Source organism: Ahniella affigens (genome assembly GCF_003015185.1).
In the GTDB taxonomy this organism is placed as follows: Bacteria; Pseudomonadota; Gammaproteobacteria; order Xanthomonadales; family Ahniellaceae; genus Ahniella; species Ahniella affigens.
Window position 1 is genome coordinate 3,300,764 of sequence record NZ_CP027860.1, and the last position, 13,957, is coordinate 3,314,720.

At 60.7% G+C, this 13,957-nt stretch carries 10 protein-coding genes and 1 tRNA gene; 8 read left to right on the forward strand and 3 right to left on the reverse strand.

Going from position 1 to position 13,957, the window contains the following annotated elements:
• Positions 1–105 precede the first annotated feature (105 nt).
• The 5 genes from hflK (at position 106) to C7S18_RS12765 (ending at position 4,065) form a co-directional block, all read left to right on the forward strand.
• The gene (gene hflK, locus C7S18_RS12745; protein ID WP_106891935.1) at positions 106–1,260 is read left to right on the forward strand and encodes an FtsH protease activity modulator HflK; all 1,155 of its coding nucleotides are present in this window, start codon (positions 106–108) and stop codon (positions 1,258–1,260) included.
• Positions 1,257–2,117 (forward strand): protease modulator HflC, encoded by an 861-nt coding sequence (gene hflC / locus C7S18_RS12750; RefSeq protein ID WP_106891936.1) that lies wholly within the window; start codon positions 1,257–1,259, stop codon positions 2,115–2,117. The genes hflK and hflC overlap by 4 nt, the downstream gene beginning before the upstream one ends.
• A 56-nt stretch (positions 2,118–2,173) precedes the next feature.
• Complete coding sequence (locus tag C7S18_RS12755; protein ID WP_106891937.1) at positions 2,174–2,377, forward strand: DUF2065 domain-containing protein; 204 nt, start codon at positions 2,174–2,176, stop codon at positions 2,375–2,377.
• Positions 2,378–2,555: 178 nt separating this feature from the next.
• Entirely contained in the window at positions 2,556–3,848 is a 1,293-nt protein-coding gene (locus C7S18_RS12760) for an adenylosuccinate synthase (RefSeq protein WP_106891938.1), read from the forward strand.
• 141 nt (positions 3,849–3,989) lie between these two features.
• Positions 3,990–4,065: transfer RNA gene (locus C7S18_RS12765), tRNA-Phe, on the forward strand.
• A gap of 213 nt (positions 4,066–4,278) precedes the next feature.
• Here the strand turns inward: C7S18_RS12765 and C7S18_RS12770 are convergent.
• Positions 4,279–5,025, reverse strand: a complete 747-nt coding sequence (locus C7S18_RS12770; protein ID WP_106891939.1) for a hypothetical protein — start codon at positions 5,023–5,025, stop codon at positions 4,279–4,281.
• Between the two features lie 192 nt (positions 5,026–5,217).
• Here C7S18_RS12770 and C7S18_RS12775 point away from each other — a divergent pair, with 192 nt between their 5' ends.
• The 3 genes from C7S18_RS12775 (at position 5,218) to C7S18_RS12785 (ending at position 9,546) form a co-directional block, all read left to right on the forward strand.
• Positions 5,218–6,591: a xanthine dehydrogenase small subunit gene (locus tag C7S18_RS12775; RefSeq protein ID WP_106891940.1), complete on the forward strand. Its 1,374-nt coding sequence runs from the start codon at positions 5,218–5,220 to the stop codon at positions 6,589–6,591.
• Positions 6,588–8,900 (forward strand): xanthine dehydrogenase molybdopterin binding subunit, encoded by a 2,313-nt coding sequence (gene xdhB / locus C7S18_RS12780; protein ID WP_106891941.1) that lies wholly within the window; start codon positions 6,588–6,590, stop codon positions 8,898–8,900. The genes C7S18_RS12775 and xdhB overlap by 4 nt, the downstream gene beginning before the upstream one ends.
• Before the next feature lie 175 nt (positions 8,901–9,075).
• Entirely contained in the window at positions 9,076–9,546 is a 471-nt protein-coding gene (locus C7S18_RS12785; protein WP_106891942.1) for a hypothetical protein, read from the forward strand.
• 12 nt (positions 9,547–9,558) lie between these two features.
• On the opposite strand, the gene uvrB is transcribed toward C7S18_RS12785, so the two are convergent.
• Complete coding sequence (gene uvrB, locus C7S18_RS12790) at positions 9,559–11,598, reverse strand: excinuclease ABC subunit UvrB (RefSeq protein WP_106894015.1); 2,040 nt, start codon at positions 11,596–11,598, stop codon at positions 9,559–9,561.
• The gene (locus tag C7S18_RS12795; RefSeq protein ID WP_106891943.1) at positions 11,564–13,813 is read right to left on the reverse strand and encodes a S46 family peptidase; all 2,250 of its coding nucleotides are present in this window, start codon (positions 13,811–13,813) and stop codon (positions 11,564–11,566) included. The genes uvrB and C7S18_RS12795 overlap by 35 nt, the downstream gene beginning before the upstream one ends.
• Positions 13,814–13,957 lie beyond the last annotated feature (144 nt).

A 13,957-nucleotide genomic window follows, 5' to 3' on the forward strand; every position in this document is an offset into this window, starting at 1 on the left:
GCACTGACGAACGTGTGTTTGCCGAGACTTTCGTTTTCATTGCATCACGAAGCCAATAGAATGGCGGACTTTTGACGGCACCGCCGTCAAACCCTGGAGATACCGATGGCCTGGAATCAACCCGGCAACAACAACAAGAAGCGTGACCCCTGGCAGGACGGCGATCCACCGGATCTGGAGGAAGCACTGAAGAACATGAAAGATCGGCTTGGCCGCATCTTTAATGGTGGCGGTGGCGGCGGTTCCAGCAGCGGGCGGAGCAACAATGGTGGCACCGCATTTGTCGTCGGCTCCATCGTGGCGATTGCAGTGGCCATTTGGCTGCTGACCACCACTTGGGTCACGATCGACGAATCCGAGCGCGGCGTCGTGTTGCGCTTCGGCAAGTTCAATCGCATTCTGGAGCCGGGCCTAGGTCTCAAGCTGCCGAGCCCGATCGAAACCGTGACCAAGGTCGAATCGTTGCGCGTTCGCTCGATTTCTGAAGAACGCCGCATGCTGACTTCGGACGAGAACTTCGTCATCGTCGACTACAACGTGCAATACCAGGCCACGACGCCGAAGGACTTCCTGTACAACGTCCGAAGCCCGGAGGAAACCCTGCAGCAAGTCGCAAACAGCGCCGTGCGTCAGGTGGTGGGTGGTAACACGCTGGATTCCGTATTGTCTGGCGAGCGCACCAAAATGGCCGCCGATGCCAAGGAGATCATGCAAGGTTTACTGGGGCAGGAGGGCTATGCCACCGGTATGGTCGTCACCGAAATGAACTTCCAGAACGTTCGCCCGCCAGACGAAGTCAAGAAAGCATTCGACGATGCGATCGCCGCCCGCGAAGACAATCAGCGCATCAAGAACGAGGCCGAGGCGTATCGGAGCAAGGTCGAACCCGAAGCCCGCGGTGTGGCGCAGCGTCTGCGCACCGAAGCCGAAGGTTACAAGACGGCACTGATTGCCACCGCTACGGGTGAGGCAAAGCGCTTCGATTTGCTGGTGGAACAGTATCAGCAGGCGCCGCAGGTGACCCGGAAGCGTCTGTTCCTGGAGACCATGCAAGAGGTGCTGTCGAAGAACCCGAAGGTCATGGTCGATGTCGGTGGTGGCAATCAGGTCATGTATCTGCCGCTCGACAAACTGATGCGCAGTTCAGTGGTGCCCAACTTCGTCGATCCGAAGCGCGACACGTCCCAGGCCTTGCCTGAGCGCACGGCGAGCCCTGACTTGCTGGATCCCCTTGGCGCCAACCGGGAGCCGCGTCAATGAAATTTGCCATTTCGATTATCGTTTTCATCGTGTTGGCGATTGCTGCCAGCGGCATGTTCGTGGTCAACGAAGGCGAGCGCGCCGTCGTGCTGCAGTTCGGCAAGGTGGTCAGTGCTGACTTCGCACCAGGCCTGCACTATCGCTATCCGTTCATCCAGGATGTCAAGAAGTACGAAGGCCGAATCGTCACGCTGGACAAGGAACCACAACGTTACCTGACCAGCGAGAAGAAAGACGTGTTAGTCGACTTCTTCGTCAAATGGCGCATTGCCGACGTGGCGCGCTTCTACACCAGCACCGGTGGCGATGAAATATTGGCTGAAACGCGCCTGGAATCCACCGTGCGCAATGCGCTCGGCAAGGAGATCATCACGCGCAAAGTGCGCGATGTGGTGTCCGATCAGCGCGCCGGGGTCATGAAAGCAATGCGGGATCAGTTGAACGCGGCGGTCGACGAACTGGGCATCCAGGTCATCGACATGCGCGTCATGAGTATCGATCTCCCGACCGAGGTCAGCCAGCCGGTGTTCGACCGCATGTCGGCAGAACGGAAGAGCGTGGCGAATCGCCTCCGTTCGGAGGGCACGGAAGCGTCGCTTGGTATTCGCGCCCAGGCCGATCAGACTCAGAAGATCACGATTGCAGAAGCCGATCGCGATGCGTCGCTGATTCGTGGTGAGGGCGATGCCGAAGCCGCCAAAATCTATGCGCGGGCCTACCAGAAGGATCCCGAGTTCTACGCGTTCTACCGGAGCTTGGAGGCTTACCGATCCAGCTTCGCAAACGGCGACTCGGTTCTGGTGCTGGATCCGAAATCGGAGTTCTTCCAGTACTTTAGCGAAGGCGCCAAGAAGTAACTGCCAGATCGAAACGAAGGCCCGGCGCGTCCGGGCCTTCTTTTTTGGCCACGACCATGCCCAAAGACCTCGCCGCTGCGCTGTGCCTCGTGTTTGTCATTGAAGGCCTGCTGCTCTTTGCCGTGCCGCGGTTTTGGCGGGAAATGATGCTGCGTGCCACCGAAATGACCGATCGGCAAATCCGGATCAGTGGCGCAGCCGCTATCATTGCCGGCGTATTGGCGCTGATGCTTGTGCGTGGCGTCCTAGGGAGCCTCTGAACAAGTTCAGAGGCGATGCGGGCGATGGATGGCCCGCCCAGAATCGAGCACGCAAGTGCTTGATTCTGGAGCACTGAGTCCGGACATGCGCCGGACTCATTGTGGGTCTGAAAGTCCAGGATGGACTTATTCAGACCCTCCTTAGACTGATTTCTTTTTCATTGTGTAGGGAGCCGTCATGGGCCAATCCGTCGTTATTCTTGGTGCCCAATGGGGCGATGAAGGCAAAGGCAAGATCGTCGATCTGCTGACTGAAAACGTGGGCGCCGTGGTGCGCTTTCAGGGCGGTCACAACGCCGGCCATACTTTGGTGATCAACGGTCAGAAAACCGTGCTGCACCTGATCCCATCGGGCATTTTGCGCGACGGCGCGCTGTGCCTGATCGGCAACGGTGTGGTGCTCTCGCCTGCCGCGCTTAAGCACGAAATCGAAGAACTCGAAGCCAAGGGCGTGGACGTGCGCTCCCGCCTTCGGATCAGCCCGGCCACGCCGCTGATCATGCCTTACCACATTGCCGTCGACCAGGCGCGCGAACGCGCCTCGGGCGACAAGAAAATCGGCACGACGGGCCGCGGCATCGGCCCGGCTTATGAAGACAAAGTGGCTCGGCGCGGGATCCGTGTGTCCGACCTCGCCTACCCAGATCAGTTGGCCGAGAAGCTCCGTGCCGCGATGGATTACCACAACTTCGTGCTCACTGGCTGGTTGCAGGCGCCAGCGCTCGATTTCCAGCAAGTGCTCGACGAAACGCTGGGCTTTGCCGATTACGTCCGGCCGATGGTTGAAGACGTCAGCACGCTGCTCTACGAGGCCCGCAAGTCGGGCCAGCGGATTCTGTTTGAAGGCGCGCAGGGTTCGCTCTTGGATATCGATCACGGCACGTATCCGTACGTCACGTCGTCGAATACGACGACCGGTGGGGCGCTCGCCGGCTGCGGCGTTGGCGCTGATGCGATCGACTACGTGCTCGGCATCTGCAAAGCCTACGCAACGCGTGTGGGCGGCGGTCCGTTCCCAACGGAACTGCACGACGACATGGGCGAGTTGCTTCGTAAGCGCGGCAACGAGTTTGGCGCGACCACCGGCCGCCCGCGCCGCTGCGGTTGGATCGATTTGGTGGCTTTGAAGCGTGCGGTTCAGATCAATGGCATTGACGGTTTGGCGATCACCAAGCTCGATGTCCTCGATGGGCTGCCCTCGATCAAGGTTTGCATCGCGTACGAATACCGCGGCAAGCGACGCGAATGGGCACCGCTGGACGCTGCTGGCTGGGAAGAATGCAAGCCAGTGTATCTGGAGTTTCCAGGCTGGGATGAGCCGACCAGTGGTGTCCGCGAATTCGGCAAATTGCCCGCCGCGGCACGTGCATATCTGCGCGCCGTGGAAGAACTCTCAGGTTGCCATTTGGCGATGGTCGCCACTGGCGCCGACCGCCTCGACACCATTGTGTTGCGCGATCCCTTCGCCTAATTCGGGCGCGCGCCGATGCAGTGATTCTGTGTCGGCGCGTCGAAGTGGTTGGCGTTACCGGATTGGTCGGTGCCCTCTTGACTCAAATCAGACTTCCCGCTTTAATGTGCGGCTCTTGCGCGGGGTATGCAGCGCACGGTTGGCCAGGTAGCTCAGTTGGTAGAGCAGGGGACTGAAAATCCCCGTGTCGGGGGTTCGATTCCCTCCCTGGCCACCATCTTTCCGATAGCCCTATTTCTTGAAGCAGATCCGCTTGTAATCCGTTTTGTAGGCACGGCATTTGACGCTGTGGCTTCAGCCGCGAATCAATCTCGCCGCAAGTTTGTTCGGGCCTGAAGGCCCTCCTACAAAAATCTGGCTCGAAAGACTTCAGGTGATTGCATGAGCGTCCGGAAAATCTGCGCCGTCACCCAATGCCTCCGGCACGCAATCAGATTCGATGGTCCTTGCCCGGTGCGTCGCTCAACACCCACGGCAACTCAGCATTGAGATCTGCAGTATTGAAGTCCGATGTCGTGAAGCGCTGCGTCGCGATGAGCGACTTCCGCTGTACCAGTGCGCGCAGCAGATAGTCCGGCGGCACCTGCAGGCACACCAACAGATACGCATTAAAGCCCTCCGAATCAAACAGGGCCATGATGCGATCTCGCACCGCCTGCCCGATCTGCCCCCAAAGCAGACCTCCAATTTGATTGCGCACTGGGCTGAACAAATGCTCGCAACGGCCAGGCTCAAAACCTCGCTCAGCCAATGCCTCATCCAACACCTGCGGCAACGACGCCTGCGCTCGCAACACGCGCTGGGTCCAGAAGCCACCTGGCAATGGCTCAAACACGTCGAAACCAAACCAGAGCGGCGCGCGCCCAGGCTTGGTAAAGCTCGCATCCAGCCGGAGTGGCATCGCGCTCGCAATGAACTGGAAGTACCGCGTGATCTGAACGAGCCGCCCCGTCTCGGTCTGTTCGCAAACGATCCCGCTGCGCAGCTCGTTCAGAAACGCGTGCCAGGCGAGCCGCAACGTCGCATGCAGAATTGAATCCAGATTCAGGTGCGACCAGGCAACCGGCGCTTGCTGGGCGGCGATCCAACGCTCGGTGGCATCGCAATCCAGCACAGCCGGATCAAGAAACGCAGACCATTCGCGCAGTTCGCGCATGTCAGTGACGGGTGCAAACATGGCAACCTCAACGCAACGCTAGGGAGGGTCTGAATCAGTCCTTCTTGGACTTTCAGGGGCTACCTGAGCATCATGCCCAAACGCTTTCGCACAGGCTGAGACGGACGGCACGACTGGCCCCTATCCGGCATTGGACGCGCTTTCGCTGCGGTCTGACTTGGCCGCGGCGCAACCTCGCGTTACCCTGGGTGTATGACACGTACCCGCCCTTTTCTGATCAACGGCCAGACACAGTATTTGGCCCCCCAGGACGACCCGCGCGAATCGCTGTTGCGCTGGCTCAAACGACAGCGCTTTCATGGCACCAAGGAAGGCTGCGGTGATGGCGACTGCGGCGCCTGCACCGTGGCCGAAGTCGTCACCGAGCAAGGCGAACGGCAGTTGCGCGCCCTCAACAGCTGTTTGCTGCCCATGGGTCAGGTGCTCGGCCGGGAGTTCGTCACCGTCGAAGGGCTTGCCCAAGGCCAACGGCTGCACCCGGTGCAGGAGGCCATGGTCCAAACCGCCGGCTCGCAATGTGGCTACTGCACGCCCGGATTCGTCATGAGCCTCTTCGTGGGCTATCACGAGGGCAAGCTCGATGATCATGCCATCGATGGCAACCTGTGCCGCTGCACCGGCTATGTGCCGATCCGAAATGCGATGGCCAAAGTCGAGCACGACGCCGAATCCGTGCGTACGTCCGCCCTGCCTGCCGCCGTTCGCGAGCGCTCCGCCAATCTGGACGGGCCACCACATTCTGCGTTTCTCCTGCCAACCAGTATCGACGAAGCGATCGCATTCAAGCAGCAGTTTCCGGAGTTTCAGTGGCTCGCGGGCGCGACCGATTCTGGCGTGGCGCTCAGTCGTGGCCAGACGCTGGCACCGGGATTCGTGTGCCTGGATCGCATCCCGTCGTTGACCACGCTCAGCACACACGATGACGGTTACCGCATCGGCGCCGGCGTCAGCCTCGTGCAATTGGAGCGCTCGCTCGCCGACGCGTTGCCAATGCTTGCCGACATGTTGCCGTGGTTTGCCGCGCGCCAGGTCAAAAATCGCGCAACAGTTGGCGGCAACATTGGCTCGGCATCGCCGATCGGCGATTTGCTGCCGTGCTTCCTGGCCCTGGACGCCAGCTTCGAATTGCACGGACCAGACGGCGTCCGCCACGTCCCGGCGCATGCGTACTTTCTCGACTACCGCAAGACCGCCCGCCACCCGGGCGAACTGATTGCGGCCGTCACCATTCCAAAGCCATCGGGCCGCCAACGGTTCTATAAAGTCGCCAAGCGGCAGACCGACGACATCAGCATTGTGGCGGGTGCGTTCCGCATCGATATCGATGAACAGGGCACGGTGCGGGATTTGCGCCTTGCCTACGGTGGCGTCGCCGCGATTCCGAAACGCGCCACAGCGACCGAGCAGTGGCTGCGCGGGCGTGTCATGGATGCGGCCACGATCGCCGAAGCGACGAAACGCGTCACCGAGGAATTCGCGCCATTGAGTGATCATCGGGCAAGCCGGGAGTACCGAACGGCGCTGATCGGCAACCTGCTCCACCAGTTCCTGACAGGTGTCGCATGATGACGCACCATGAAAGTGCCGTCGGCCATGTCACCGGCACGGCTCGCTACAGTGACGAGATTCCGGAAACGCATGGCACCTTGAGTGCGTGGCCCGTGCAGGCGCCGCATGCGCATGCAAGACTGCTTGGCATCGACATCAGCGCCGCGGCAAAGATGCCGGGCGTGCACGCCGTGCTGACGGCTACCGATATTCCCGGCGCCAATCAAACCGGGCCGATCATTCCGGATGAACCACTCCTGCCAGACGCGGAAATTTCGTACTTCGGTCAAGCGATCGCCTGGGTGCTTGCCGACTCGGAATCGCAAGCGCGCCAAGCCGCTGCTTTAGTGACCGCGCAGTACGAGCCGTTGCCCGCGGTGCTGACCTACGACGCCGCCGAAGCGGCACAAAGCTATCATTTGAAACCATCAGTCATCGAACGGGGCGACCCGGTCGCGGCGCTAGCAGCTGCCGCGCACAGCGCCAAAGGCCGGCTCGATGTGGGTGGCCAAGATCATTTCTATTTGGAGACACACAGTTGCCGCGCTGAGTTCGATGCCGATGGGCAACTGATTCTGCACGCCTCCACGCAGCACCCGACCGAGACGCAGCACATTGTCGCTCATGTTTTGAACCTGCCCGCGCACCGGGTCACATGCCGCTGCATACGCATGGGTGGCGGTTTCGGTGGCAAAGAGACGCAGGCGAACGGGTTTGCGGCAATCTGCGCGATTGGCGCGCAGAAAACCGGACGCCCAGTCCGGCTGAAGTTGCATCGTAGCCAGGACATGCAGTTGACGGGCAAGCGCCATCCGTTCCGGGCCGACTACGACGTTGGTTTCGATGCTGATGGCCGGATCGAGGCCGCCATCATTGATCTGGTAGCCGATGCCGGTTGGAGCGTCGATCTGTCGCCACCGGTGCTGATGCGCGCGATGGTGCACGTCGACAACGCCTACTTCCTGCCGAATGTGCGCGTGCAGGGGCGCATGGCGAAGACGAATCTGCCCTCAAATACGGCGTTCCGAGGATTCGGTGGCCCGCAGGGCATGATTGTCGCCGAGGAGATGATTGCAGCGATCGCCGCAACGCTGAATCTACCGGCCGACGTGGTCCGCGAGCGGAACTTCTATCGCGGCGCCAACGACGCACCCCGCAATCAGACACACTATGGTCAGGCGGTCATCGACAACGAGTTGCCCGAGCTCTGGGCAGCCCTGAAAGACAGCGCGGATTTCAGCACCCGGCGAGCTGCCATCGAGTCGTTCAACGCCGCGCATCCGCACCAGAAACGCGGTCTCGCCATCACGCCCGTCAAGTTCGGCATTTCGTTCAACAAGACCATCTACAACCAGGCCGGCGCGCTCGTGCAGGTCTACCACGACGGCAGCATCCAGCTGAATCACGGCGGCACCGAAATGGGCCAGGGTCTGCACAGCAAGATGATCGTCGTGGCAAGCCGCGTGTTGGGCGTCAATCCGGAACGCATCAGAGTGATGGTGACGAGCACCGAGAAAGTGCCCAACACGTCTGCCACCGCCGCGAGTTCCGGTTCGGACTTGAATGGCCATGCCGTTGCCGACGCCTGTAATACCTTGCTATCGCGTTTGCGCCCGGTGGCCGCAGCGGCGCTGCAAGTGCATCCCGAACACGTCGAATTTGCGGCCGACGGCGCCCAGGTCCGCGGTGAACCCGAACGTCGTCTGAGCTTTGAAAAGCTGATCCATCTTGCCTACGACGCGCGCATCAGTCTGTCGGCGGCAGGCTACTATTTCACCCCCGAGATTCACTGGGACCCGATCAGATTGACGGGTCGCCCGTTCTACTACTACGCGTTCGGTGCAGCGGTCGCCGAGGTGGAGGTCTGCGGCCATACCGGCATCCATCAACTCCGCCGGGTCGATCTGCTGCACGATGTCGGCAACAGCCTGCATGAGCTCATTGATCGTGGTCAGATCGAAGGCGGATTTGTGCAAGGCATGGGTTGGCTGACCAGCGAGGAACTCTGTACCAACGCCCAGGGCCGACTGCTGACCGATGCGCCCAGCACGTACAAGATTCCGAGCCTTGGCGAGGTTCCAACGGATTTCCGCGTTCAGCTTTATGCCCGTCGGCAACCCGCGACTACCGCGACGATCTTCGGCAGCAAAGGCGTCGGCGAACCGCCCTTCATGTTGGCGCTGTCGGTACGCGAAGCATTGCGCGATGCGGTGTCGGCGTTCGCGCCAATCGAGCGCCGGCGTTTCGTCGACCTGGCCGCACCGGCAACACCGGAAGCGATTTGGCGTGCGGTGACTCGGGTGCGACCGGACCTTGCCGAGACTTGATCCACGTTGAATCAGGCCCGATCAGTGCGTCCCGATTGATCGCAAGCGTCATACGATCGCCCGCCCGGTCGCAAGTCGCGAAGCCTTCTCACTTTTCTCACTTGCGAATGGTTGGCAGTCCGCGTAGAACATCGGCGTACTTTGCCCAACTTGGGCGGCATTGAGGCCACTGATCATGGTTCACGAGCAACAACGGCGCAATCCGATTCAAAAACCGGTTCAGCTGGTGCTGCTCGCCATCGGCATGTTCGGCGCATTGGGTGACGCCGTCGCCGGCCCGGATCCTTGCACGCTTGGAAGCAGTCAGACGCAGACTGTCGTGAACTCTGGATTCACTGCGTTTTCGCTGAACACCATGCTGAACCCGACGCTGACGGTAGTGCGCGGCTGCAGCTACACGTTCAACATTACCGCGTCGGGCCATCCGTTCCTGATCAAATCCGTGCAAGGCACCGGCGCTGGGAACGCATATAACGATGGCGTCAGCGGCAATGGCACCCAATCCGGCACATTGACCTGGACCGTCGCCGCCAACGCACCAAGCACGCTGTTCTACAACTGTCAGTTTCATTCGCCGATGACGGGCACGATTCAGGTGATTGATGGCGGTCCCAGCGACAACGTGTTTGCCAGCAGTTTCGAGTAACCCGCGGCAGCGCTACTCCGACTTGAAGCCCAGTTCCTTGACGCGCGTCATCTCGTCGCGCACGGCTGCGGCCTGCTCGAATTCGAGATTCTGCGCATGCTGGTACATCTTGGTTTCGAGCTTCTTCAGTGCCGCCGACAATTGCGACGGCGTCAGCAGTCGATAGTCAATCGCGTCCTCTGCAGCCTTCTTCATCTTGACCTGACGCACAGGGCTTGCCGTGGCTTCCGCCTCGCCGCGATCACGCGCCCCTTCGAGGATGTCGACAATCTTCTTCCGGACGCTCTTCGGCACAATGCCGTGCGCCTCGTTGTGGGCCAACTGCTTGTTGCGACGCCGCTCCGTTTCGTCCATCGCCGCTCGCATCGAGCGGGTGATCGTTTCGGCGTAAAGAATCGCCTTGCCGCGAACGTTTCGGGCGGCGCGGCCAATCGTCTGGATCAACGAGCCGGTTGAACGGAGGAACCCTTCCTTGTCGGCATCGAGAATGGCGACGAGCGACACTTCCGGCATGTCCAGACCTTCGCGCAGCAGGTTGATCCCCACCAGCACATCGAACACCCCCAAGCGCAGGTCGCGAATGATCTCCACGCGTTCCACCGTATCGATATCGGAATGCAGATATCGGACTTTGACTCCGGCGTCGTTCAGGTACTCGGTCAAATTCTCGGCCATCTTCTTGGTCAGCGTCGTCACCAGCACGCGATCGCCATCGGCCACCCGAATGCGGATTTCGGACAACAGATCGTCGACCTGGGTCCGCACGGGCCGCACCTCGACCATTGGATCCACGAGACCAGTCGGGCGCACCACTTGCTCAATCACCTGCCCGGCCGAACGCTCCAGTTCATAGGCGCTTGGCGTGGCTGATACGTAGATGGCGCGCGGTGCCCGGAGTTCGAACTCTTCAAACTTCAGCGGTCGATTGTCCAGCGCCGAGGGCAATCGAAAGCCATACTCCACCAACGTTTCCTTGCGTGACCGATCGCCGCGATACATGCCACCAATCTGCGGGATGGTCACATGCGACTCGTCGACGACAAGCAGCGCATCAGACGGCAGGTAGTCAAACAACGTTGGCGGCGACTCACCCGCCATGCGCCCGGTCAAATGGCGTGAATAGTTCTCCACGCCCTGGCAGTAGCCGATTTCACTCAGCATCTCCAGGTCAAACTGCGTGCGCTGCTTCAGGCGCTGCGCCTCCACCAGCTTGTTTTGAGCGTAGAGCTGCTCCAAGCGCTCCATCAATTCTGACTTGATGGTGTTGATTGCCTCCAACGTCGTGCGCCGCGTGGTCACGTAGTGCGACTTCGGAAAGATCGTGAAGCGTGGCAATTTGCGCCGGATCTGGCCCAGAAGCGGATCGAACACGGCAATACTCTCGATCTCACCATCGAACAGCTCGATCCGGATCGCCTCGTTGTCTGACTCCGCCGGAAACACATCGACCGTTTCACCACGAACCCGGTAGGTACCGCGCTTCAACTCGAACTCATTCCGTGTGTACTGAAGCTCGGTGAGCCGCCGCAGCAATTCGCGCTGATCAATCCGATCGCCGCGGGTCAGGTGCAGCACCATCTTGAAATATTCGTTCGGGTCTCCGAGGCCATAAATCGCCGACACCGTGGCCACGATCAGCGCATCGCGCCGCTCCAGCAATGCCTTGGTGGCCGAGAGGCGCATCTGCTCGATGTGCTCGTTGATGGATGCATCCTTCTCGATATACGTGTCGGACGACGGCACATACGCCTCTGGCTGATAGTAGTCGTAGTACGACACGAAGTACTCGACTGCATTGTTCGGAAAGAATGACTTGAACTCGCCATAGAGTTGCGCTGCCAGCGTCTTGTTGGGCGCCATGACGATCGTCGGGCACTGCACCGCCTGCACGACGTTGGCGATCGCGAACGTCTTGCCCGAACCCGTCACACCCAGAAGCGTCTGATGCGAGAGCCCGGCGTCGAAACCTTCGATCAACCGCCGAATCGCTTCGGGCTGGTCGCCAGCAGGCTGATAGTCACTGACCAGTTGGAACGGTTGCGTGTTCGTCATCGTCATCACTCATTTCCGGGGCGACAGGCGCCAGTCCCATCTCAACCAACAACGCATCGGCATGCATCACCTCGTCCAACAGCCACAGCCAGTAACGGGCATCGACATGGATGGTACGCGTGCGCTCGGGATCAAAGACCCAGTTCGATGGCACACTATCCCAAGTGGTGTCGAATGCCAGACCAATCAACTCCCCTTTGGCGTTGATGGTGGGCGAACCGGAGTTGCCGCCCGTAATATCGAGGTCAGTCAGAAAGTTCACCGGCAGATCGTTGCTGACGGCGGGCTCGCGATAGCGACCGAAGTCGCCACGCCGAGCGTGACTCAGCATGGGCTCCGGGTAACTGAAATCCGGTGACTCACTGACTTTCGCCAAGAGGCCAGACATGGTGGTCTGATACCGCGATACCGATAGTTCACCGGGCAAGTCGCCACGGATGCTCCCCAAGGCCAGCCGCAAACCGCCATTCGCGTCGGGGTAGTAGGCATCGCCCAAGCCGTCGCGATAAGCCCGCAGCGCATCAAGATACCCAGCTCGAAACCGGGCGTCGTCGCCCTGCCACTCCTTGAACTCTTTCTCGAATCGGCGAATCGCCGGATACAGCGTGATCGCAAGTTGCATCATCGGGTCTTTGCTGCGTTCGAGCGACGTGGGGCTCGCGTGCAACCATTGCTGCCGCACATTCAGATCGCCGACGCGCGTACCCCGGAACAGCGCATCGATGCGGGGCTGGATCGCGGCGAGCGTCGGCCGTTCGGCTTTCGCCGGGAGTCCCAGCCAGCGATCCAGCTCGACGATGCGCTGATCAGCCGGAAGCGCCAGGTAACGCGTCAGCCAGATCTCGAACAGCCGCTGATCGAGCGTCAAATCGAATCGCTTGTCGAAGCTCTCGACGCGCGCAACGTACTTGTAGGCATCGCGGCGCTGGTAGCCGAAATCCCGCTGATACGCCGGCTTTTGACTGGCCAGACTCCAGCGGTACAGATCTCTTGCCAATCCGAGCCCTTGCGCGATCGCGCCACCACCGCTCAGCACACTCGTGTAAACGAAATCGCGCTCGCGTTGCGACTGCCAACGCGCAAGGTGCGCATCGAGTGCCTCGACGTCCGACCAATAGCGATCGGCGCGCTCGGAGTCGGCTTTCAGCCAGTCGCGAAAGGTCCGTTCATCGATGCGCTTCGAGTCGAGCGCGTGCCGCTCGGCAAACCCGGAGAGCTGCCCTCGGAAGTTCTTCTCGTAGTTGGCCAGCGATTGCATGATCGCACCGTACTTCTTAAGCACGTCCGGACGTCGCTTGCCCTCCAGATTGATCGCCGCCATCACTTCGTTCATCGCCTGAATCGAACGCGGATACTGCCATTCGATGACATTGGCCAACTCGGCAGCCGTGCGATTGCGGTGCGTACGCAAGGGAAAACCGGCGAGCCACACCGGATCCCCGGGTTCAAAGCCCGCCCGGCTGGTCGCCAACCAATGCCGCGATCGATACGGCACATTGGTCTCGGCATAGTCGCTACTGCTGCCATCCGGTGCGACATAGGCACGCAGCAACGCAATATCGGCGGCATGCCTGGGCCACATCCAATTATCGAATTCACCGCCAAAGTTGGCGGCCGCACTGGGTGGCGCATAAACGAGGCGCAAGTCGCGCAGTTCGAACTGGCGGACCAGTTGAAACTGCCCGCCACCATTGCTGACCAATAGATCGCAACGGCGGTCGCCTGAACGCTCGCAATGTTCCACCATGCCTTTGCTGACCCGATCGACGCGCTCATAGCGCGTGCGGCCCCGGCTTCGCACCGAGCCTCGCAGCACGGCGCGGGTCACGTCGATCTGCTCTTGCACCAGATACACGCGCAGATTGGGGTCGAGCGCACGCTCTGACTTGCGATCACGCGCAAGGAATCCGTCGCGAAGCAGATCGGTTTTCGCATCGGACCCGATTTGCAGCGATGGCAGCAGGCAGTGCTGGTTCGTCAGGATCAGTCCATCGGGCGACACCAGCACGCCGGTACAAGTACCCAGGCTCACAATGGCCGACAGCGGGGCGGCACTGGGCTCCAGGGGCGCTTGATCGGCCCAATGGAAGCCCAAGGATTCGGCTTCGGATCGCAATGCACCACTCGTCTCTGGCGGCCACATGCCCTCCAGTGTCCGGCCCACAGCCGGACACAACAGGAGCAGCAGGCAAAGCACGCCGGAATACCGAATCATGCGCCTATCTGGCACAAAGCGACGCGCGACGCAAATGCGCGAAGTCAGTCTGTTCTGGCTGCGCGGTTGGCGTTTTTGACGGTCGTGATGGTCGACCACTTTGGAACAGTTGCAGGTTCACCGGATACGGTCGATCGGAACGGA